Annotated in this window: 20 protein-coding genes; 9 read left to right on the top strand and 11 right to left on the bottom strand. The window is 33.4% G+C overall.

Going from position 1 to position 22,944, the window contains the following annotated elements:
* Positions 1–21 precede the first annotated feature (21 nt).
* From OD917_RS02690 to OD917_RS02675, 4 genes are all read right to left on the bottom strand, one after another.
* Positions 22–993 carry a hypothetical protein gene (locus OD917_RS02690; protein ID WP_263521999.1) on the bottom strand — a complete coding sequence of 324 codons (972 nt, stop codon included), beginning with the start codon at positions 991–993 and terminating at the stop codon, positions 22–24.
* A 2-nt stretch (positions 994–995) separates the two neighbouring features.
* A complete protein-coding gene (locus OD917_RS02685) occupies positions 996–1,496 on the bottom strand; it encodes an RNA polymerase sigma factor (protein ID WP_263521997.1) in 501 nt (166 codons plus the stop codon).
* Between the two features lie 262 nt (positions 1,497–1,758).
* Positions 1,759–2,595, bottom strand: coding sequence for a DUF6929 family protein (locus OD917_RS02680; protein ID WP_263521995.1), 837 nt, complete (start codon positions 2,593–2,595; stop codon positions 1,759–1,761).
* A gap of 219 nt (positions 2,596–2,814) precedes the next feature.
* Positions 2,815–3,333, bottom strand: coding sequence for a hypothetical protein (locus tag OD917_RS02675; protein WP_263521994.1), 519 nt, complete (start codon positions 3,331–3,333; stop codon positions 2,815–2,817).
* Positions 3,334–3,523: 190 nt separating this feature from the next.
* Between OD917_RS02675 and OD917_RS02670 the strand changes: the two genes are divergently transcribed.
* The 3 genes from OD917_RS02670 to OD917_RS02660 all read left to right on the top strand — a co-directional run bounded on the left by OD917_RS02670 (position 3,524) and on the right by OD917_RS02660 (position 7,214).
* A complete protein-coding gene (locus tag OD917_RS02670) occupies positions 3,524–4,909 on the top strand; it encodes an MATE family efflux transporter (RefSeq protein ID WP_263521993.1) in 1,386 nt (461 codons plus the stop codon).
* A 105-nt stretch (positions 4,910–5,014) separates the two neighbouring features.
* Positions 5,015–5,242 (top strand): hypothetical protein, encoded by a 228-nt coding sequence (locus OD917_RS02665; RefSeq protein WP_008468034.1) that lies wholly within the window; start codon positions 5,015–5,017, stop codon positions 5,240–5,242.
* Between the two features lie 37 nt (positions 5,243–5,279).
* Positions 5,280–7,214, top strand: a complete 1,935-nt coding sequence (locus OD917_RS02660; RefSeq protein WP_263521990.1) for an LTA synthase family protein — start codon at positions 5,280–5,282, stop codon at positions 7,212–7,214.
* Between the two features lie 54 nt (positions 7,215–7,268).
* On the opposite strand, the gene meaB is transcribed toward OD917_RS02660, so the two are convergent.
* The 3 genes from meaB to OD917_RS02645 form a co-directional block, all read right to left on the bottom strand.
* Positions 7,269–8,366, bottom strand: coding sequence for a methylmalonyl Co-A mutase-associated GTPase MeaB (gene meaB, locus OD917_RS02655; protein ID WP_263521989.1), 1,098 nt, complete (start codon positions 8,364–8,366; stop codon positions 7,269–7,271).
* A 157-nt stretch (positions 8,367–8,523) separates the two neighbouring features.
* Positions 8,524–9,165, bottom strand: coding sequence for an NAD(P)-dependent oxidoreductase (locus OD917_RS02650; RefSeq protein WP_263521987.1), 642 nt, complete (start codon positions 9,163–9,165; stop codon positions 8,524–8,526).
* 57 nt (positions 9,166–9,222) lie between these two features.
* Positions 9,223–9,630, bottom strand: coding sequence for an RrF2 family transcriptional regulator (locus OD917_RS02645; protein WP_111289163.1), 408 nt, complete (start codon positions 9,628–9,630; stop codon positions 9,223–9,225).
* Positions 9,631–9,883: 253 nt separating this feature from the next.
* Here OD917_RS02645 and OD917_RS02640 point away from each other — a divergent pair, with 253 nt between their 5' ends.
* Positions 9,884–10,795, top strand: coding sequence for an AEC family transporter (locus OD917_RS02640; RefSeq protein ID WP_263521985.1), 912 nt, complete (start codon positions 9,884–9,886; stop codon positions 10,793–10,795).
* Positions 10,796–10,907: 112 nt separating this feature from the next.
* Entirely contained in the window at positions 10,908–11,546 is a 639-nt protein-coding gene (locus OD917_RS02635; protein ID WP_008468040.1) for a peroxiredoxin, read from the top strand.
* A 168-nt stretch (positions 11,547–11,714) separates the two neighbouring features.
* Here the strand turns inward: OD917_RS02635 and OD917_RS02630 are convergent, their stop codons facing one another.
* From OD917_RS02630 to OD917_RS02620, 3 genes are all read right to left on the bottom strand, one after another.
* On the bottom strand, positions 11,715–13,952 hold the full coding sequence (locus OD917_RS02630; RefSeq protein WP_263521984.1) for a cation:proton antiporter: 2,238 nt from the start codon (positions 13,950–13,952) through the stop codon (positions 11,715–11,717).
* 217 nt (positions 13,953–14,169) lie between these two features.
* Entirely contained in the window at positions 14,170–15,516 is a 1,347-nt protein-coding gene (gene purB, locus OD917_RS02625) for an adenylosuccinate lyase (protein WP_263521983.1), read from the bottom strand.
* A 78-nt stretch (positions 15,517–15,594) separates the two neighbouring features.
* Positions 15,595–16,284, bottom strand: a complete 690-nt coding sequence (locus OD917_RS02620) for an SIR2 family NAD-dependent protein deacylase (protein ID WP_263521982.1) — start codon at positions 16,282–16,284, stop codon at positions 15,595–15,597.
* A gap of 166 nt (positions 16,285–16,450) precedes the next feature.
* On the opposite strand from OD917_RS02620, the gene cysC reads away from it, so the two are divergent.
* From cysC to OD917_RS02600, 4 genes are read left to right on the top strand one after another with little or no spacing between them, the layout of a single operon-like run.
* Complete coding sequence (gene cysC, locus OD917_RS02615; RefSeq protein ID WP_263521981.1) at positions 16,451–16,978, top strand: adenylyl-sulfate kinase; 528 nt, start codon at positions 16,451–16,453, stop codon at positions 16,976–16,978.
* Positions 16,979–16,983: 5 nt separating this feature from the next.
* The gene (locus OD917_RS02610; protein ID WP_263521980.1) at positions 16,984–17,673 is read left to right on the top strand and encodes an aspartyl/asparaginyl beta-hydroxylase domain-containing protein; all 690 of its coding nucleotides are present in this window, start codon (positions 16,984–16,986) and stop codon (positions 17,671–17,673) included.
* Between the two features lies 1 nt (position 17,674).
* Positions 17,675–18,643, top strand: a complete 969-nt coding sequence (locus tag OD917_RS02605) for a sulfotransferase family protein (RefSeq protein WP_263521979.1) — start codon at positions 17,675–17,677, stop codon at positions 18,641–18,643.
* A gap of 59 nt (positions 18,644–18,702) precedes the next feature.
* Entirely contained in the window at positions 18,703–19,365 is a 663-nt protein-coding gene (locus tag OD917_RS02600) for a TrmH family RNA methyltransferase (protein ID WP_263521978.1), read from the top strand.
* A 153-nt stretch (positions 19,366–19,518) separates the two neighbouring features.
* On the opposite strand, the gene secA is transcribed toward OD917_RS02600, so the two are convergent.
* On the bottom strand, positions 19,519–22,860 hold the full coding sequence (gene secA / locus OD917_RS02595; protein ID WP_263521976.1) for a preprotein translocase subunit SecA: 3,342 nt from the start codon (positions 22,858–22,860) through the stop codon (positions 19,519–19,521).
* Positions 22,861–22,944 lie beyond the last annotated feature (84 nt).

Below are 22,944 nucleotides of genomic sequence, written 5' to 3'. Positions count from 1 at the left end.
AGACTTTGACAAAGCATGAAACTATTTTTTCGGAGTAGGTTTTCCGTTTTTTGTAGTTATAATTACAACACCTTTTTTTCCTCTTTCGCCATATTTTTCAGTAGCTTCAAGGTCCTGTAAAATAGTTATCGTTTTTATTTCTTGGCGATCTAAAGGCGCGTATGGACTTGTTGGATTTTTACCAAACAAATCATTTTCTGAATAATAAATGCCATCAATGATATATAAAGGCTCTTCTAAAATCATTAGCGAATCAACATTTTCAGGATCTAAATTTGGTATTTCAGCTTGTATCATTTTATCTCTTTTTGCATCATCGCTATGCGCCATAGCATTTCCGTTAAGAACGATTAAAGGAGTGCTTTTCTTATCTTTTTGAGCAGGTGCAGCAGCATAAGCAACTTTTGCAGATTGTCTTTCTTTTGTGTCAGAATAACTTTTTTCTGCTAGAGCATCTTTTTTCGAAGCAACATAATTGTCAGCTTCTTCATTTTGCTCTTCGGCTTTTAAAGGTTCGTTTGCAGAAACTGCAGCTTCCGAAGTAATATTTGCAGCTGGAAGATCCAAAATAGGCGCTGTGTTTGAAACAACTGGCTCTTGAATAGCAACTCGTTCTTTATTTTTAGTTTGATTTTCTAAAATTTTAACTGCTTCTTCGTTAGAAACCATTTCAGAATCAGAAGGTGGAGTTATAATTTTATTTGAAGTAGGCTCTTGAGGTTTTTCTTTTGCTTTTTCGTCAAAAACTACTTTTGTTGTTTCTGTTGCAATTTCTTTATCTGAATGTAAAAATTGATATCCCAGTGAAATCAATAATAGAAGAGAAGCGGCAACCGCAATTTTTTTCCATAAAACGATTGTTTTTTTATCTTCCTTTTTGTCCAGTTTTTCTTCAACACGCGACCAGACTTTTTCCATTGCAGGAAAGTCTTGAAACTCGGCTTTTTGCGAAGCTTCTTTTATTTTATCGAATAATTTATCTTGATTGTCCATGACTATTTTGCTTTTTTATAATACAGTTTATTAACCAGTTCTTTCAGTTTGGTCTTGGCGGCATTCAATTGTGATTTTGAGGTGCCTTCAGAAATCTTCAGCATTTCGGCTATTTCTTTATGAGAGAAACCTTCAATAACAAAAAGGTTAAAAATAGTTTTACAGCCGTCTGGAATGTGGTTTAATAAATTAAGTAAATCTTCTTCTTCCAATGTATTCAGTTCGTCGACAGAAGGCTGAGATATCAGCTTTACATCGTCGAGATACATATTAAAGTTGGTCGCTTTTCTAATGGTCGCCAAACAATGATTTACAGTTATTCTTCTAGCCCAAGCTTCAAAAGCATAAGCTTCTTTTAACTGATCGAGTTTGGTGAAAATAGTAAAGAACGAATCGGCCAAAGCTTCTTCGATTTCCTCTTCCTTTTTTAAATATCTTTTGCAAAGGCGGTACAACTTTGGCGCCATGTATTCGTACACCTGACGCTGGGCGTCGCGGTGCATTTTTTTACAGTTTGCTATTTGAGTTTCGTTTATCACAATTGTTGTCTTTCTTGTATAGAGAGATAAAAAGATAAAAAGGTTGGGAGAGGGGTAAAAAAATATTGAAATATTTTTTTTTAGGTTCAAAGTTACAAAGGTGCAAAGGTTTTCTGTAGAGACGTACTGCAGTGCGTCTAAAGTCACGTAAATCAATCTGTGTCGACAATCTTTGTGTAGACGCCCTGCGCGTTCGTCTCTACGATAATATTGTAATCGAATAGATTTATTTAATCGGCAATGTCAATTTATAAATCTTGGTTTCTAAAACTTCTGTGTCATTGTCTTCGCAAAGCAAAAACTCAATTTTATTATTTTCTTTTTTATAAAGAGTCAGACCTTCAAATTTATTGGTTGAGGTAATTTTTTGAGTGAAATCAATTTTCATGGTTTTTACATCGATTCTTCCGATGAAACTTCCTAAAATTGCGCCATCATCATAAGTTGATTTGGTGTCTTCTGCGGTTGAAAGGAAATAGATTTTATCATCGACCAAAACAGCATCAGTAAAACTAGAGCGAACACCTTTTATTTTAGGCAGTTTGTAGTTGACAGCAATTAAAGCAAATTCTTCGTCTAGTTTTTTAGCATGAATAGTAAAAATCGTGTTTTTGTTTGAAACGCCATTTCCACGATTAAATAAAAACCAATTTTCTCCATCAAAAATAGAACCCTCCAAATTAAAATCTTCTGGTTTTATTTCGCCGAAGCTTTGCATTAAAGCATATAAATCAACCAGATTATTTTTCTTTAAAACGCTTTTTGATTTTAAATCAAATTCAATCATTTTGTTTCGGTTTTCGGTTGAACCTGAACCAAAAACATAAAGAGTATCATTGTGATGCGTAATCGATTCAAAATCGGGTTTTAGGTTTTTCGGAATATTCTGTGTAGGATTGTCAATTAAAGCATGCTGATTCAATTGCTGATTCTGCATATTGTATTCGTATAAGAATCCGCTGTTGTCTCCAATTACATAAAGCGCGTCATTATTGAAAAATAATCCCGATGCTGAGCCGATTCCGATAATTTGAAATAATATTTCTAATGTGAATTTTTCCATGAAGTTTTTCTTGTAGAATATTGCAATGAATGGCGTTCCCGATAATTTATCGGGATTCGTAAAAGTAGTATATTTATTATATAAAAAATGAAAAAGATGAAATGCTACAGGATTTATTTTTTCGGATTATTTTTTAAATTGATTTAAAATAAAAAACCCGACAGACTCCTCAGACTGTCGGGTTTTACCAAAAACAAAATAATAAATTAAACCTATTTTTTATAGTTTAAAACCATAAGCAACACGCAGTGCTACTTGATTGGTTCTAAAATCATGATAATCTTCATAACGAACACTTAAGTCGATGTACTTGTTGGCATATCCAATACCTGGAGACCATAAAAACGTTGTTTGGTCATAACCATTTGTTACTGCGAAACCAGCACCAAGCTCTCCTAAAACATAAAATTGATCTTTTAAAACAAAAGCTTTAAAACCCGCTTTTGCTGGAATGAACCCAAGATCTTTTATGTCATTTCCAAGATCGTCTTTTCCCATAAATAAATTGGTAAATCCCGTTGTTAAGGTCAAAGATGTTTTTTTGGAAAGATCATACTGTAAACGAACATCTCCCCCAAGAGACCAGTCATAATCGTTATCGGTTGGAAGTCCTCCATTTATCCCGACTCCCAATCTAAAACCTTGATCGTAATTTGTTGCTTCTGTTTCTTGAGCAAAAGTTGTGTTGGCAAATAAAAACGTGAACGCAGCTAGGCATAACATCTGTAATTTTTTCATGGCTTATATTTTTGAAATTTCTATAATGTAAAATTATATGCAAGGCGTTTGGAGTTTGTTATACAATTTTTAAAAATCGTTACATAATATTGAGTTCGTCTTATTTTTGCCTTAAAATTGGGATATATTTTTATTAATTGGATAGAATTCGAAGCTTCTGACTATCTTTGCCGACTAAAATTGAATACAAGTGAATTTAAAGCAGTACACCAAAGAGTTTTCGTATAATTTAAGACTGGCATATCCCGTAATTTTGGGTATGGTCGGACATACTTTAATTGGTATTGTCGATAATATAATGGTGGGCAAAATTGGAAGTACAGAATTGGCGGCAGTTTCACTTGGTAACAGTATGATTTTTATTGCAATGTCTTTAGGAATTGGATTTTCGACAGCTATTACACCAATTGTAGCTGAAGGTGACGCAGAAAAAAATGATACTAAAATTCGTTCTGCATTTCATCATGGATTATTTCTTTGTACCATTTTAGGATTGGTACTTTTTACGGTAATTATGTTTGCCAAACCAATTATGGAATTGTTAAAACAGCCAGCAGATGTTATCGTGCTTGCAAAACCTTATTTAGGTTGGGTTGCTTTTTCATTGATTCCATTAGTTATGTATCAAGGATATAAACAATTTGCAGACGGAATGTCATTAACCAAATATTCAATGTATGCTATGGTAATGGCAAATGTGCTTCACGTTGGAATAAACTATGTTTTAATCTATGGAATCTGGATTTTTCCTAAAATGGGAATTATCGGTGCAGCTTTAGGAACTGTAATTTCAAGAATATTTTTGGTGATGTTCATGCATATTATGCTTTCGCGAAGAGATGATTTAAAACGCTTTTTTAAAGGTTTCAGTTTTAATGAAATTCAAAAAGCAACAATAAAAAAGATAATCAGCATCGGATTTCCTTCTGCAATGCAAATGCTTTTTGAAGTGGTTTTGTTTACAGCTTCCATTTGGCTTTGCGGAAACATTGGGAAAACAAGTCAGGCGGCAAATCAAATTGCTTTAAGTTTGGCATCGATGACTTTTATGTTTGCAATGGGATTAAGCGTAACATCCATGGTGCGTGTAAGCAACCAAAGAGGTTTAATGGATTATAAAAAACTGATTGTTGTAGCGCGTTCTATATTCTTACTTGCTATAATTTTAGAAACGATTTTTGCAATTTTCTTTATCATTTTCCATAATTATCTGCCTCATATTTTCTTAAATATGGAAAATACTGGACAGATTTTAGATAATGAAGAAGTAATTGGCATTGCATCAAAATTGCTTTTGATTGCAGCGGTTTTCCAGATTTCTGACGGAATTCAGGTTGTTGTGTTAGGCGCTTTACGCGGATTGCAGGATGTAAAAGTGCCAATGTACATTACCTTTGTAGCCTATTGGGTTATTGGTTTTCCTATTTCATATTATCTGGGAGAACACACCGAATTGAAGGCGCAAGGAGTTTGGATCGGACTTTTGGCAGGTTTAACCGCGGCGGCAATTTGTTTGTATATTCGTTTTCATTACTTAACAAAGAGATTGATTACCAATTCAGTTTCAAATAACTAAATTTGAATAAAAAATAAGCCGAAGGTATAAAACTTAAAATCAGGAGAAACCTTTTTATTTGTACAATCGAGACTAAAAAAATAACCATTAAAAAAATAAATACATATGGAATTGCCTAAATTTTTACTTGGAGATAATACTGATTTTCCAGACGATATTTTCATCATTCACCTAGATTATCCAAGATTTATTATCAATTTGAAAGATGATGAGGTTGAGTTTTTAGAAGAACCAGAAGATCTTGACGAAGCAGAATTAAACGCCGAAATGGAAAGTTTAATTGAAAAAGCAAATGAATTTTATGACAGAGAAATAAACCGTTACGAAGAGTAATTTGTTTTTCTAATCTTACGTTCTTATACTATTTTTAATGAAAAATTTACGTTTCTTAAAACCTATTTTCAGTTTTATATTAATCGGTTTATTGATTACCACTTTAAGCCGAATCTTTTTGTTTTTTCTTTTTAAAGAAAGAGTAGTTCAGACGCCAGATTTCTGGTATATTTTTCCAATCGGTCTTCGAATGGATTTGATATTGCTTTGCTATTTATCATTTCTTCCTGCGTTGCTGATTACTTTTTTGCCAAATAAAGCGATAAAGTTTACCAATAAGTTTCTCGTAATTTACAGTTTTCTGTTTCTGTTTTTAATTCTTTTCGTAGAATTAGCTTCACCAGATTTTGTAAAACAATATGACACTCGTCCAAATAAGATTTTCTTAGATTATCTTATTTATCCAAAAGAAGTGGTTGGAATGCTTTTAAAAAGTTATCTGACTTCTATAATTGTGACGTTCCTTATTCTTGGAGTTGTGATTTATTTTGCTTTCAAAAAAGGAAAGCAATTATTTCACACTGCAAATACAGATTATAAATTCAAATTAATGGTATTTCCATTAGTGGCTTTTTTATTGTTTTTTGGTGCGCGTTCAAGTCTAACTTCAAAACGTCCTATTAATGCAAGTAATGCCGTTTTTTCTACAGATCAGTTAACGAATACGTTGGGATTAAATTCATTTTATACAGTTGCTTTTGCTGCGTATTCAATTAAAAATGAAGGAAACACCAAAATGTATGGTAAAATGGACGAAGCCGAAGCGATTGCTCGTGTAAAAAAATACATGATCGCAGGGCCAAATGATTTTACCGATGCTGAAATTCCGTTCTTACACGTACAAAAACCTGATTCTATTATGAAAAAACCATACAATTTGGTTATTTTTCTACAGGAAAGTTTAGGTGCAGAATATGTTGGAATTTTAGGAGGAAAACCATTAACTCCAGAATTTGATAAATTATCGAAAGAAGGAACATTATTCACCAATTTATATTGCACAGGAACCAGAAGTGTCCGCGGAATTGAAGCGGTAGTAACAGGATTTTTACCTTCGCCATCTGAAAGTGTAGTAAAGCTAGGAAACTCACAACAAGGCTTTTTTACTTTAGCGGAAGCATTAAAACAAAAAGGTTACGAAACGAGTTTCATTTATGGCGGAATGGCAAATTTTGATAATATGGCTTCGTTTTTCAACGGAAATGGTTTCAGCGATATTGTCGATCAAGAAGATTTTGATTCTGACGGAAATAAATATGCTTTCAAAGGAACTTGGGGCTATTCTGATGAAGATTTGGTTACCAAAGCGAATCAGTATTTCAAATCAAAAGGAGATAAACCATTCTTCTCTTTAATGTTCTCGACTTCAAATCACGAACCTTTTGAATATCCAGCAGGAAGAATTAAACCTTACGATAAAAAGCCAGCAACGGTAAATAACGCCATGAAATATGCTGATTTCTCTATTGGAAAATTCTTCGAAATGGCAAAAAAAGAAGCTTATTTCAAAAACACGATTTTCATTGTAATTGCCGATCATAATACAAGAACGTACGGTAAAAATTTAGTTCCGATAAATAAATTTCACATTCCAGCATTCATTATGGGACCTGGAGTTGCAAAAGGAGCTGTTTACGATCGATTAGCAAGTCAGATTGATATTCCGCCAACATTGTTAGGATATTTAGGAATGCCGTTCGAAACTCCAATGGTTGGAAGAAACTTGACCAAGCTAGATCCGAAAGTACAAGGAAGATCTATCATGCAGTTTAATGATATCAATGCTTTTAGAGTAGAAAACCAAGTGGTGATCATGCAGCCAAACTTGAAACCGCTTCAATTCGAAATTAAAAACGATACCACTTTAGTTCCTGTAAAATTAAATGAAGATTTAGCTAAAGATGCTTTAGCACATGTTATTACAGCAGGGAATCTATACAAGGAAAGTAAGTATAAGCTTAGAAATAAATAGGTTCAAAGTAACAAAGTGACAAAGGTTTAGAAACTGTGTCGCTTTGAACCTTTGTTACTTTGTCCCTTTATTAAAATAAAATTTTAATAACATAGAAGCAGCTGCAAAAGGTGAAATTTCATTGTTTTGCACTGCTTTTTTATTTTCTTCTAAAAGCGAAATAATTTCAGGTTGATTGTAAAAGTTTTGCTTCAATTGCTCGTTGATGGTTTCCATCATCCAGAAGTGATTTTGTTCGTTTCTTTTTTCTTCAAAAAATACAGTTTCTTTAGTCATTTCAAAATAATCAGAAATAGTATTCCAAACTTCAGAAATGCCCTCTTTCGTGATAGAACTGCAAGTTGTTACTTTTGGTTGCCAATTTGATTTTTTAGGAGGAAATAAATGCAAAGCACGATTAAACTCTAATTTCGCCTGATTGGCTTTTTTTATGTTATCTCCGTCTGATTTATTAATGACAATTGCATCTGCCATTTCCATAATTCCGCGTTTAATGCCTTGAAGTTCATCGCCAGCGCCAGAAATTTTTAAAAGTAAAAAGAAATCGACCATACTATGAACAGCGGTTTCGCTTTGACCAACACCAACGGTCTCAATAATAATAGTATCAAAACCTGCGGCTTCGCAAAGAATAATAGTTTCTCGGGTTTTTCGCGCCACACCGCCCAAAGTTTCTCCAGAAGCACTCGGACGAATAAAAGCATTTTCATCTTTAACCAATTCTTCCATTCGCGTTTTATCACCTAGAATACTTCCGTGTGAAAGCGAACTGCTCGGATCGACAGCTAAAACAGCTACTTTTTTTCCTAATTGCGTCAGATGTTTTCCAAAAGCTTCAATAAAAGTACTTTTTCCAACACCAGGAACGCCCGTAATTCCAATGCGAATTGATTTATTGGCGTATGCTAAACAGCCTTGAACTACTTCATTGGCCTTTTCAAAATGATCAGAATTTGTACTTTCAATTAATGTAATGGCGCGACTTAAAGAAGTTCTGTTTCCTTCTAAAATCCCATTAATTAATTCTTGAGAAGTTGGTTGTTGCCTGCGTTTGTTTTTAATTTGATTAATAGCCGAAATATTGGTGATTTCGGGAGGTGAAATTCCAGCTTTTTCAGATATACTGCCGGCTTGTTTATTAGAATTTGACAAAACGCACTTTTTAGAAATGTAAAAGTACTGAAAACAAAAACAGTTTCAAAAGCAGAATACTGTCTAAGAAACTGTTTTTTGTTAAAAATGTATTTATAAGTTTGAGAGAAAAAAACTTAGAATCTCAGAACCTTAGTAGTTTAGCATCTAAAAAGAATTAGTAACCCGCGGTAAATCTAACTTGGTGATGTTTTGGAGTTTCTACTTCATCAGCAATAACAACCGCTAAATCTTCTACAGATAAAATACTTCTTTGCTCGTCATTGAAAACTGGATTTTCTAGTCCTAAACGATATTTTCCAGTTCTACCTGTTTTAGTTCCAGCGTGCATTTCGAAAGCTGGACTAAAGAATGCCCAGTCTAAATCTTTTTCTTCTTTAATGATATTTAAATAATGTCTCGCAGCATTTGCGCCAGGGAAAATTTCTTTTGGAAAATCTGGAGTGTCAACTGCTTGTAAATCTGGTGCAACATATAAACTTCCTGCACCACCAATAGTAATAAAACGTTTAACTCCCGATTTTTTAACGGCTTCTTGAATCGCTTTAGAACCAGCTAAAAAGTCATCGTAAATGTTTGGGTTTGTCCAGCCTGGATTGTAAGCATTAATAACAGCATCGTGACCTTTTAAGATTTCTGCCAAAGCATCAACATTAAAAATATCTGCTGCAATCCAAGTTGCGTTTGCTGTGTCTTTTGGAGTTCTTGCAATAGCAGTGATTTCGTGTTTTCTGTCTGCTAATTCATTTAAAAGTGCTGAGCCAACAAATCCTGTAGCTCCAATAAGTGCAATTTTCATAATATATAAATTTATTTAGTAATAAAAAATGTTACAGTTTAGGTTAAAAAAATAGTTTTAAAATTGATTCGAAAAATCTTCCAATGAAATACCTTCCAGCTGTAAGCTAACTTTCTGATTCATTTCGCTGTATAAATTCTCCAAATGCTGATTGATGTTTTTTCCAACAGGACAATCAGGATTCGGCTGATTTTTAGCAAAACCTAAACCAATAGTTTCAAAGGTCATTTCGAATATTTGTTTTAAAGTCAGTTCAGCAGCGTTTACTGCCAATTTTGTACCGCCATTTTTTCCTTCTTTACTTTCTACAATATGATGAGCTTTTAGGTTGGCAATTTCTTTTCGAACCAAAACAGGATTTAGATTAATACTTCCCGCAATAAACTCCGATGATAAATAATCATTAGGGAATTTATGCAGCAGAGTAAGAATGTGAATCGTTATGGCAAATTTACCTGAAATCATACTGTAATAAAATATGTTACAAATTTACATCTTTTTGTAACACAAAATACTAATTTAACTAAATTTTGGTAAAAAGAGGTTAGTGAAATGTAAAAAGTGATTGTTAATTATTTGAAATTGAATAGTTTTTGAGAGAATGTTAGAGGTTTAACAAAAGAAATTCAATAGTTGTAATTTGCTAAATGGGCTATTTACTATTCACTTTTCACTTCTCACTAAATGTAATTAACTATTTTTGTGTTGATCTTACAATATGAACAACTTTCTTTTAATATTTCTCTTTCTTTCGCTGGGTTTAGTTTTACAGCACGTAAAACAATTTCCCACTCATATTTATAAGACACTCAATAAAATTGTCATTTATTTTTGTCTTCCTGCAATTACTTTATATCATATTCCAAAGATAAAGTGGAGTAGCGAATTGCTATTTCCGATAGGAGCGGGATGGATTACTTATATTCTGGCTTTTATTTTTTTTCATTTTTTAGGAAGAAGAAATGGCTGGTCGAACAAATTGATTGGGTGTTTGATTTTGACTGCGGGATTAAGCAATAGTTCTTTTCTGGGTTATCCCATTATTGAAGCTTTATTTGGAAAGAAAGGTTTAGAAACTGCGGTTTTAGTTGATCAGCCGGGAACTTTTGTTGTGGTTTCTACTTTGGGAGTTTTTACGGCAGCTTTTTATTCTAAAGGGAGTCCGAATGCATTGGGAATTTTCAAAAAGATTATTTTTTTTCCACCATTTCTAATGTTCGTTTTGGCTTGTTTAATGAATGTTTTTGATTACAATTTAAATGAGAATTTTCAATTTGCCTTATTGAAAATTGGTAGTTTGGTTACGCCTTTAGCCTTGCTGTCTGTTGGCTTGCAATTGACTTTTGATAGAAAAAGCCAACATTGGAAATTTTTACGACTTGGACTTTTTTTCAAATTGCTTCTAATTCCTTTTATCATTTTCGTGCTTTACGTTTGCATTTTTAATCAGCATTCTGAAGTGATAAAAATTACCATAATGGAAACCGCTATGGCTCCTATGATTACAGGCGCAATCTTAGCCTCAACTTACGGATTAAAACCAAAATTAAGCAGTATGATGATTGGTTTCGGAATTCCAATTTCCTTCATTACACTTGCTTTTTGGTATTTTGTTTTGAGCTTTATTTAGAAGTAAAATACTAATTATATCGATAAAGTAGAATTTTAACTTTTTTTTACCTTTTGAATGTTTTCTAAATACATTTTTTAATTAATTTTAGATGAACTAAAAATGATAAATTATGTCAACATTAAGATTAGGCGATATAGCTCCGGATTTTCAGGCAGAAACTACACAGGGACCAATTAATTTTCACGAATGGTTAGGAGATTCGTGGGGTGTTTTATTCTCGCATCCAGCAGATTTTACTCCAGTTTGTACAACTGAATTAGGAACTGTAGCGAACTATGTCCCAGAATTCAAAAAAAGAAATACGAAGGTTATTGCTTTGAGTGTAGACGGTTTGGATTCTCACAAAGAGTGGATTAAAGATATTAACGAAACTCAAAATACAGAAGTAAATTTCCCAATTATTGCTGATGAGGATAAAAAAGTAGCGAATCTTTATGATATGCTTCACCCAAATGCAAGCGACAAATTTACAGTGCGTTCTGTTTTTGTTATCGGACCAGATAAAAAAATCAAATTGACTTTAACATATCCAGCTTCGACAGGAAGAAATTTTGACGAATTGCTTCGTGTAATTGACAGTTTGCAATTAACAGCAAATTACAGCGTTGCAACTCCGGCAAACTGGAAAGATGGAGAAGATGTAGTGATTGCACCAGCAATTCCAGACAGTGACATTCCAGCTAAATTCCCAAAAGGACATACGCCAATTAAACCTTATTTACGTTTGACACCGCAACCGAATAAATAGTTTTTTAATGGTTCAAAGGCTCAAAGGAATAGAGGTTCAAAGATTATAAAAAAAGCGCTAAGATTTTCAATTTTGAAAATCTTAGCGCTTTTTATCAAAGAAATTATAAGCTCTTAGAAAAAAAACTTTGCATCTTGAACCTCTGTACCTTTGAACCTAAAAAAAAACTTACTTGGCTGCCAACAAAGCATTCATTCTTTTTTTATCTCCTACAACCCAGAGAATATCATTTTTTTCTAAGATCAAACTTGATTCTGGATTAAGGATACGATTTCCATTTCGTTCAATTCCTACTACCATTCCGTCAGTTTTGGTTCTAAATTGGCCAATGCTTTTTTGAATAAATTCATCTTGAGAAACTTCCATTTGACGTAATACAATATCAGTTTCTTCCACTTTTACAGGTGGTTCTGTTTCGTTTTGATTTAAGTATTTTGTGAATTCTGTAATTTGAGCATCGGTTCCAATTACACAAATTTCATCGCCAGGGAATAAACGTTCATTTTTGGTAGGAATAGGAATTGTAACTTCTCCACGTTTTATGTAAGCGATATTAATTCCTAATTGTTCACGAATTTTAAGTTCTTGTAAAGTTTGCCCAACTAAATTAGATTCTTTTTTAATTTCAAAGAAAGACATGTGACCGTCCCATGGCATTAAATTGGCATATCTTCTATCTATTTTTTTGTTTTCGCGATCATTGAGGTTCTTTAAAAAGTGATTTTCGATTTTATGATATTGCTCATTTAGTTTTTTAGGGAAAATCTGGTATGCTCCAATTGCAATGATCAAGGCGATAAAAGCAACTAAAGGAGAGAAGAAAATATTCAATAAGAATCCGACAAAGAATAAACCGAGACTCATTCTGATCAAGATTAGCATTAATAATGCACCACGATATTTACGTTCTTCCCACAGTATTTCAACTTCTTCTACTTTTACACGACGTAATGAAAGCGCCCATAAAAAAGGCGCAATAACAACTAAAGTTAATAAAGCGGCCAAAGTATTTCCAAATCTAGTATCAGCGACTAAAGGAGCAACAAATTTAGAAGACAATAAAATAATTGCCGTGATAATTATGGTGTGAAGAATAATTTGTGTGATCGAAGAGCGAAGGACAATTTGCCAAGTGCTTACCGATTTAATTGCCTGCGCATTCACACTATAACGGTTTATATTTTTAACCCATCTTTTAGGCATTTTTGATTCTAAAAATAGAGCAAAACGTTCTGAATACTTAATTAAAAATGGAGTTGTAAAGGTGGTAATTGCAGATACAGCAACTATAATTGGATATAAGAAATCGCTAGTAACTTTTAATGTCATCCCAAGCGTTGCAATAATAAATGAGAATTCCCCAATTTGAGCCAAACTCATTCCAGTTTGAACAGATTGTTTTAAAGGCTGGCCAGAAATCAAAGCTCCAATCGAAGAACTGAATGCTTTTCCAAAGATGGTCAATAGCGTAATTATAGCAACAGGAAGTGCATAATTAACCAAAGTTATGGGATTAATTAACATTCCCACGGACACAAAGAAAACGGCACCAAAAAAGTCTTTTACAGGCTGAATTAAATGTTCGATTTTTTCTGCCATCGTAGTTTCTGCAATAATAGACCCCATGATAAAAGCGCCTAAAGCAGGGGAGAAACCAACATTTGCAGCAAAAATTACCATCATTAAACATAATGCTAATGAGATAATCAGAAGCATTTCGTCTGTTAAGAGATGTTTTGCTTTTTTGAAAATAGTTGGAATAATAAAGATTCCGCCCAAAAACCAGATAATTAAAAAGAAAACTAGTTTTAAGACCGATTGCAGTAATTCTGTACCAGAAACCTGATCGCTTACTGCAATAGTTGATAATAAAACAAGCATTAAAATAGCAACAATATCTTCAACAATTAAAGCTCCAAAAACAATTCCAACGAATTTTTTTCCTTTAACTCCCAATTCATCAAAAGCCCTGATAATAATAGTTGTGGATGAAATTGAAAGTGTCGCTCCCAAGAAAATACTATCCATTTTTTCCCAGCCCATCCATTGTCCAACTGCATAACCAATTACGGTCATAAACAAAATCTGGGTTATAGCGGTGACAGACGAAGTCCCTCCAACCTTCATTAGTTTTTTAAAGCTAAATTCGAGTCCTAAACTAAAAAGTAAAAATATAACCCCAATTTCTGCCCAAACTTCCACACTTTTCATGTCGGTTATAGATGGGAAAAAATCAAAATGGTTTCCAGCCAAAAATCCTGCGATTAGGTAGCCTAAAACCAAAGGCTGTTTCATTTTTTTAAATATTAGAACGGCAATTCCAGCAGTCATTAGGATTAATCCTAAATCACTAATTAAAGGTTGTAAATGGTGTGTACTTTCAGCAGCGGCGCTTAATGCAATCATAGGTGGTATTTTAGTTTTCGTGGAGCTTGATCCAGCTTTTCATTTAAGTCTTTGTTCAAAATCTGGCTTTTTGAACGAAAAGACTTTTTTTAAAATGTAATTCACTGAACTCCAACGAAAATAAAGTTAAGTGAAGCAATTTGGACTACTCCGGGTTAAATAAAAAAAGCTATCTCGATAAAGATAGCTTTTTTTGATAAAATATTTGGAGTTTTTCTTAAATTCCTGTGTAATTGCTAGGAGTTATAGCTAATAATTCTGCTCTAACAGAATCTGAAACTTCTAAAGTTGCAATGAAATTATGAATCGCATTTTTATCGATTGCTTCGTTAGTTCTTGTTAAACCTTTTAAAGCTTCGTAAGGATTTGGATACGCTTCACGACGTAAAATAGTCTGAATTGCTTCTGCCACAACTGCCCAGTTTTTCTCTAAATCTTCAGCAAATTTACTTTCGTTCAAAAGTAATTTATTCAAACCTTTAAGAGTAGCTTCAAAAGCAATAATTGTATGCCCGAAAGGAACACCAACATTACGTAAAACAGTACTGTCAGTTAAGTCACGCTGTAATCTCGAGATTGGTAATTTTGCAGAAAGATGTTCAAAAATAGCATTTGCAATTCCTAAGTTTCCTTCAGAGTTTTCAAAATCAATTGGGTTTACTTTATGTGGCATTGCAGAAGATCCAATTTCTCCCGCTTTGATTTTTTGTTTAAAATAATCCATCGAAACATACGTCCAGATGTCACGATCTAAATCAATAATAATAGTATTGATTCTTTTTAAAGCATCAAAAAATGCAGCAAAATGATCGTAATGCTCAATTTGAGTTGTTGGAAAAGAATGTTTTAAACCAAGATCAGTTTCAACAAATTTATTTCCGAATTGTTTCCAGTCAATTTGTGGATATGCTACATGATGTGCGTTAAAGTTTCCTGTAGCTCCACCAAATTTAGCAGCAAACGGAATATTGAACAACAAACGCATTTGCTCTTCTAAACGCTCAACAAATACCAAAATTTCTTTTCCTAAACGGGTAGGAGAGGCTGGCTGTCCATGTGTACGAGCAAGCATCGGAATGTCTTTCCATTCTGTGCTTAACTCTTTTAGTTTTGCAATTACAGCAATTAGCGTTGGCATATAAACTTGCTCAAACGCTTCTTTTGTAGAAAGCGGAATTGCAGTATTATTAATATCTTGAGATGTTAACCCGAAGTGAATGAACTCTTTGTATTGAGATAAACCTAATTTTTCAAAAGCATCTTTAATAAAGTATTCAACCGCTTTTACGTCGTGATTGGTTACTTTTTCTGTTTCTTTAATCCAAAGTGCATCTTCTGTTGAGAAATTTTTGTAGATATTTCTCAAGCTTTCAAATAAACTAGAATCAATGCCTTTTAATTGTGGCAATGGAATTTGGCATAACGCAATGAAGTATTCCACTTCAACTAAAACGCGATATTTTATTAAAGCTTCTTCAGAGAAAAAAGGGGCTAAATTTTGAGTTTTATTTCTATATCTTCCGTCAATTGGCGATATAGCATTCAGTTCGTTTAGAGTAGTCATTGTTATGTTGTTTTTTCGAAAGGTGCAAATATAAACAGAATTTAGCGATTACAGCTAATTAAAAGCGCATTTATACATTCAAAATGAATTTAATCGCTCTCTTAAATCGGCAACTCCTTCTGACGCAAATTTTGCAATCGTTTCTACTTTGTTTCGAAGATTCGGAATTGCAATTGGTTTTGGATCAATATAAAAAACAGGAGTTGTGCTTGGTGTGTAAGCAATTAGGCCTGCTGCAGGATAAACTTGGAGCGAAGTCCCAATTACAGCAAAATAATCAGCCGTTTCGGTAATGTCGATAGCTTCTTCCAAAGCAGGAACTTCTTCGCCAAACCAAACAATATGCGGACGCAATTGATGGCCGTTTGTGTCTAAATCTCCCGTAAGCAAGTCATCTGTCCAATCTAAAATTAGATTTTTGTTTTGTGTGCTTCGAACTTTTAATAATTCGCCATGTAAATGCAAAACTTTTGAGCTTCCGGCGCGTTCGTGCAAATCGTCAACATTTTGAGTAATAATATATACATCAAAATCCTTTTCCAATTCTGCCAAAATAATATGTCCAAGATTTGGTTTTACTTCTTTTAACTGCTGGCGGCGTTTGTTGTAAAAATCCAAAACTAATTCTTGATTTTTGAACCAGCCTTCTGGCGTTGCAACTTCCATTACATCATGACCTTCCCATAAACCATCGCTGTCGCGAAATGTTTTGATTCCGCTTTCGGCACTGATTCCTGCTCCGGTTAAGACTACAAGTTTCTTTTTCATTCTTAATTTATTAAAAGATAAAAATAGTAATTTCTTTCTTCAAATGTTTAGTAAATAGTTGGGATCAGCTGTTCTTTTTAAGGGAAAATAATGGGTATTTATACTCTTTGTCTCTCGCTTTGAATTATTTAGTTTTAATGTCGCGTTTGATAAAAGTGTTTCTAAAATGATTTTAATTCAATTTACAGGTTTGTCTGGCTCAGGAAAAACGACGCTGGCAGAAAATGTCAGACATCTGTTGCTTCAAAATAATTATGAAGCAGAAATAATAGATGGTGATGTTTACCGACAAACAATCTGTAAAGATTTAGGATTTTCTAAAGAAGATCGTTGCGAAAACATAAGACGTCTTTTTAATGTTGGTCGAGCTCTGATTGAAGAAAATAAGATTGTTTTGATGTCGGTTATAAATCCATATGAAAATCTTAGGAATGAATTAAGGACTTTTGAATTTGTAAAAACGGTCTTTCTGGATTGCTCGATTCATAATTTGATCGAAAGAGATCCAAAAGGATTATACAAAAAAGCATTATTGCCTGATAATGATTTGAATAAAATTAAAAATTTTACTGGAATAACAGATGTTTATGAAACTCCAAAAAAAGTAGATTTAGTATTAAAAACAGATTCTGAAACCGTTTCCGTTTCTGCCAATAAATTGTACAATTTTATAATTACCAATTTAAAATTTTAAGACTTATGAATCCTTCTTCCTGCCAACTTCCAATTTCTTTTTCGATCGAAAAATTGAAAAATGATTTATTGACTTGCGAAGCAAATTTGTGGACGCCGCATTTTAATACAAATAAATATGAAGGAAAATGGACAAGTATTTCTTTACGATCACAATCTGGTTTAGAAACGGATATTCTTTCCTTTCCAGATAAAGAATATAAAAATACGCCTTTACTTGACAGTTGTCCTTATTTTAAAGAAATAATGGATTGGTTTGAATGCGAAAAAGAATCAGTTCGATTGTTAAGACTCGGACCTAATAGCGAGATTAAAGAACATTTTGATAATGATACTTCGTATGAAGAAGGGTTTTTTAGGATTCATATTCCAATTCTCACCAATTCTGAAGTGTATTTTTATGTAGATAGGAAACGAATTCCGATGAAAATGGGAGAATGCTGGTATGCCAATTTTCAGTTACCGCACAGCGTTCAAAACAAAAGTTTGGAACCAAGAATTCACTTAACGTTGGATTGTTTAAGAAATGAATGGTCTGACGAATTGTTTTCTAAAATGGGGTTTGATGTGAATTATCTACCGAATAAACAATATTCAGATGATGTAAAACAGCAGATTATTGCAGAACTTTCTAGAAATCCGTCCGAAATTAATACCAAGATAATTGAGGAACTTCAATCACAAATGAATTCATAAAATGGAAAATGTAAAAGATTTTATTTCAAATTGGATTCCGATTAACTTAGTTGAAAAAAAGGATGAAATCTATTTTGAATGGAGTTATTTCTCAGACATACCTTTTGCAGAACCTTTTTTTGAAGAAACAATTGTGAAATGTAGAAGCCATAGTTATAATTCGAAGCGTTTTAGATTAGTTAGCACAGCAGAAAATATTATTGAATGGTCAAAAGAATTGGATTCTGTTGAATTAAAAGGATTAGTTTTTCATGTGTCAAGATGTGGATCAACCATGTTAAGTCAGTCTCTGGCAACTTCATCTTCAAATATTATGGTTTCTGAAGCTCCTATTGTCGATCAAATTTTAAGGAGTGATGCTTTTAATGAAGATGCCAAAACAGTTTTACTGAAATCGGTTTTGAGATTCTTAGGTCAAAAAAGATTTCCAGATCAAAAGCATTTAATTATAAAATTGGACGCATGGAGTATTTTTAAGGCTCCTTATTTAAGATCTGTTTTTTCTGAAATCCCTTTTGCTTTATTATACCGAAATCCGGGAGATGTTTTAAGATCACATCAAAAGATGGCAGGAATGCATATGGTTCCAAATATAATTCCGTCGAGTGTTTTCGGAATTACTTCAAAAGAAATTGAGGAGTTAAGTTTTTACGAGTATCAAGCTTTGGTTTTAGAAAAATATTTTCAAAGTTTTTTAGACTTTTATGAAACAGACCAAAATGTGATAGTACTCAATTATAATGACGGAATGAAGAATGTAATTGAGCGATTTATTGCTTTTATTAATATTGATTACTCTGAAATAGAAATAAATACAATGCTAGAGCGTCTTAAAAAACATTCTAAAAATGAACAGGCAGTTTTTATAGGAGATTCATACAAAGACGATATCTTGTCTGTGAATTTGGCTCAGCTCAATGTTTTGCACGAAAAGCTTAATGCCAATTTTATTGAAGATTTGGCAGGCTGAAAAATAGGTGAAGTCTTCTTTCTCTTTTATTTATTATTTTTGCGCCAAACATAAATAAAATGATTGATTTAGATTACCTCGCATTCTTAGAAAATATATTGACTGAAAATAGAAAAGCTAATTTTTTAAAAGTACTAGAAAATAGAACAAAACATTTTACAGTTGCAGTAGAAGATGTTTACCAAATGCACAATACAAGTGCTGTAATGCGAAGCTGCGAAGTCTTCGGAATTCAGGAATTGAATGTAATTGAACAGCGTTTTGGAAAAAGAATAGATAAAGAAATTGCTTTAGGCGCACAAAAATGGGTTGATATTAACCGATTTGATTCGGTTTCAGGATGTCTTTCTGATTTGAGAAGTAAAGGATATCAGATTATTGCAACAACTCCGCACGAGAAAGATTGTATGTTGGAAGATTTCGATATTACAAAACCAAGTGCTTTATTCTTCGGAACAGAAAAAGAAGGATTATCACAAGAAATTATGGACAATGCAGATGGTTTCTTAAAAATACCAATGGTTGGTTTTACTGAAAGTTTAAATATTTCGGTTTCGGCTGCAATCATTATTCAAAGCTTAACAAACAGACTTCGTAGATCTGATATCAATTGGAAATTGACTGAAGAAGAAATTTTAGTAAAACGTTTAGAGTGGGCTAAAAATTCTATTAAAGATATAAAACGAATCGAAGCGCGTTATTATCAAGATAACCCAAAATAAGTCGCAGTTTTCAGTCTCAGTTTAGAGTATAAACTAAAATTTAGATAAAAAGATAAAAAGAAAAGACCGATAGTTTAAACTATCGGTCTTTTTTATGGAATTTAAAAGTATCAGTCTATAAACTGTGACTGCAACTGAATACTTAAAAAAATGTTAGTTAATCAAAACCCAAGTTCCAGCAGCAATTAAAGCTTCAGCTTTTTTGTACTTCATTGTTTCTGTTTTACCAGTAGCAATTTCTTGAACTACAACATTATCATTTCTGTTGATTTTTGGCATATCTCTAACGATAGTTTCGGTAACTTGACGTTGTTGTGTTTCACCAGCTTCACGGTTCATGCTTTCGCTATTTGGAATTTCGTCTTTGCTTAATTGTAAATTTTCTTTTTGACGAACTTCTCTTGCTTCGTGAATTTCTGGAGCGTTTTGAGCAGGTAAATCCCCTTTAAATAAGAATGAAATAACTTCTTTGTTAACGTTGTCCAACATTCCTCTAAACAAGTTGAAAGCTTCTAATTTGTAAATAAGCAATGGATCTTTTTGCTCGTGAACAGCCAATTGAACAGATTGTTTCAATTCATCCATTTTGCGTAAGTGTTTTTTCCAAGCTTCATCAACAATAGAAAGTGTGATGTTTTTCTCAAAATCAGCAATTAATTGGGCTCCTTCGCTTTCGTAAGCTTTTTTCAAGTCAGTAACTACATTCAAAGTTTTGATTCCGTCTGTAAATGGAACTACAATCCTTTCGAAACGATTGTTTGGCTCTTCAAAAACTCCTTTGATAATTGGGAAAGCTTCTCTTGCGCTTCTTTCAGTTTTTTCAGTGTAAAAAGCTAAAGCTTCTTTGTATACTTTTCCAGTAACTTCAATATCAGATAATTTTAAGAAATCTGCTTCAGAAATTGGAGATGTAATTCCGAAATAACGAATTAAGTCAAACTCATATCCTTTAAAATCATTAGCAACTTTATTATTGCTTACAATTAATTCGCAAGTATCATAAAGCATGTTTGCAATATCCAGTTTCAAACGCTCTCCGAACAATGCATGACGACGACGTTTGTAAACTACCTCACGTTGAGAGTTCATAACGTCATCATATTCTAATAAACGTTTACGAACACCAAAGTTGTTTTCCTCTACTTTTTTCTGAGCTCTTTCGATAGATTTAGTCATCATAGAATGCTGAATAACTTCACCTTCTTTCAATCCCATTCTGTCCATTACTTTAGCAACTCTTTCAGAACCAAATAAGCGCATTAAGTTATCTTCAAGAGAAACATAGAATTGAGAACTTCCTGGGTCTCCTTGACGACCAGAACGACCACGTAACTGTCTGTCTACACGACGAGAATCATGACGCTCTGTACCAACGATTGCTAAACCTCCCGCAGCTTTTACTTCTGGAGATAATTTAATATCGGTACCACGACCAGCCATGTTTGTTGCAATAGTTACAACTCCAGCTTTACCAGCTTCTTCAACGATTTGAGCTTCTTGCTTATGCATTTTAGCATTCAATACGTTGTGTGTGATTCCTCTCATTTTAAGCATACGGCTTAATAATTCTGAAATCTCAACAGAAGTTGTTCCAATCAATACCGGTCTTCCAGCTTGTGATAATTCAGTAACGTCTTCAATAACAGCGTTGAATTTCTCACGAGTTGTTTTGTAGATATAATCTTCTTTGTCAATTCTTGCAATTCCACGGTTAGTAGGAATTTCAACAACATCCAATTTATAAATTTGCCATAACTCACCAGCTTCTGTAACAGCAGTACCAGTCATACCACCTAATTTGTTGTACATTCTGAAATAATTCTGCAATGTAATTGTTGCAAAAGTCTGAGTTGCAGCTTCAATTTTTACGTTTTCTTTCGCTTCGATCGCTTGGTGAAGACCGTCTGAGTAACGACGTCCGTCCATGATACGACCTGTTTGTTCATCGACAATCATAATTTTGTTGTCCATGATAACATATTCTACGTCTTTTTCAAATAAAGCATAAGCTTTTAAAAGCTGAGTAAGAGTATGGATACGCTCACTTTTTACGCCAAAGTCTTGGAATAATCTTTCTTTAGCTTCAGCTTCAGCGTCTTTGTCTAGTTTTTGTTTCTCAATCGCAGCGATTTCTGTTCCGATGTCTGGTAAAACGAAGAAATCGGCATCAGTATCTCCAGAAAGGTATTTGATACCATTGTCTGTCAATTCTACTTGATTGTTTTTTTCTTCAATCACAAAATACAAAGCTTCGTCAACTTTGTGCATTTCACGATTGTTATCCTGCATGTATTGATTTTCAGTTTTTTGAAGCAATTGTTTAATTCCTTCTTCACTTAAAAATTTAATTAATGCTTTATTTTTGGGTAAACTTCTGTAAGCTCTTAATAATTGGAAACCTCCATCTTTCGTATTACCTTCTTTGATTAATCTTTTAGCTTCAGCTAAGAAACCATTCGCTAACTGACGTTGTTGTGCAACTAAGTTTTCAATTTTTGGTTTCAATTCGTTGAATTCGTGACGATCTCCCTGAGGAACTGGTCCAGAAATAATAAGCGGCGTTCTAGCATCATCAATTAATACAGAGTCAACCTCGTCGACAATTGCATAATTGTGTTTTCTTTGAACTAAATCGCTAGGCGAATGCGCCATGTTATCTCTTAGGTAATCGAAACCAAACTCGTTGTTGGTTCCATAAGTGATATCAGCATCGTAAGCTTTTTTTCTAGCTTCTGTACTTGGCTGGTGGTTATCGATACAATCAACAGATAAACCGTGGAATTCGAATAAAGGTGCTTTCCAAGTGCTATCACGTTTTGCCAAGTAGTCGTTCACCGTTACTAAGTGAACTCCGTTTCCTGTCAAAGCGTTTAAGTAAAGAGGCAATGTAGCAACCAAAGTTTTACCTTCACCCGTTTGCATTTCGGCAACTTTACCTTCGTGTAATACCATACCACCAATTAATTGAACATCATAGTGGATCATATCCCAAGTGATATCCTTTCCTGCAGCATTCCATTGGTTAGCCCAGATCGCTTTATCACCTTCAATAGTAATATATGGTTTTGCAGCTGAGAATTCACGGTCTTTTGGAGTTGCAGTAACTTCAACACGAGAGTTTTCTTTAAAACGGCGAGCAGTTTCTTTAACTACAGAAAACGCTTCAGGAAGAATTTCCAATAAAGTTTTCTCAGAGATTTCATAAGCCTCTTTTTCAAGAGCATCAATAGCATCATAAAGATCTTCTCTTTTATCGATGTCTTCGATGTTTTCTACTTCCGCTTTAAGCGAAGCAATTTTAGCATCTTTATCAGCTCTAGCTTCTTTGATTCTATCTTTAAAATAAACTGTTCTAGCTCTTAATTCGTCGTTTGATAGACTCATTAAAGGAGCTTCGAATGTCTTGATTTTGTTTAAGTAAGGTTGTAAAGCTTTGACATCTTTTTGCGATTTATCGCCTACAAAGACTTTAATAATACTGTTTATGAAACTCATGATTTATCGTATTTCTTTATTATATAATATGTATTTGAGCCAAAAAAAAAGTCTCCATAACGAGAGACTTTTTCCTTTGGTTTA

It is taken from the genome of Flavobacterium sp. SH_e, from assembly GCF_025717045.1.
In the GTDB taxonomy this organism is placed as follows: Bacteria; Bacteroidota; Bacteroidia; order Flavobacteriales; family Flavobacteriaceae; genus Flavobacterium.
Note: the sequence above shows the minus strand (reverse complement) of the source record. Positions and strands in the feature narration are given on the sequence as shown.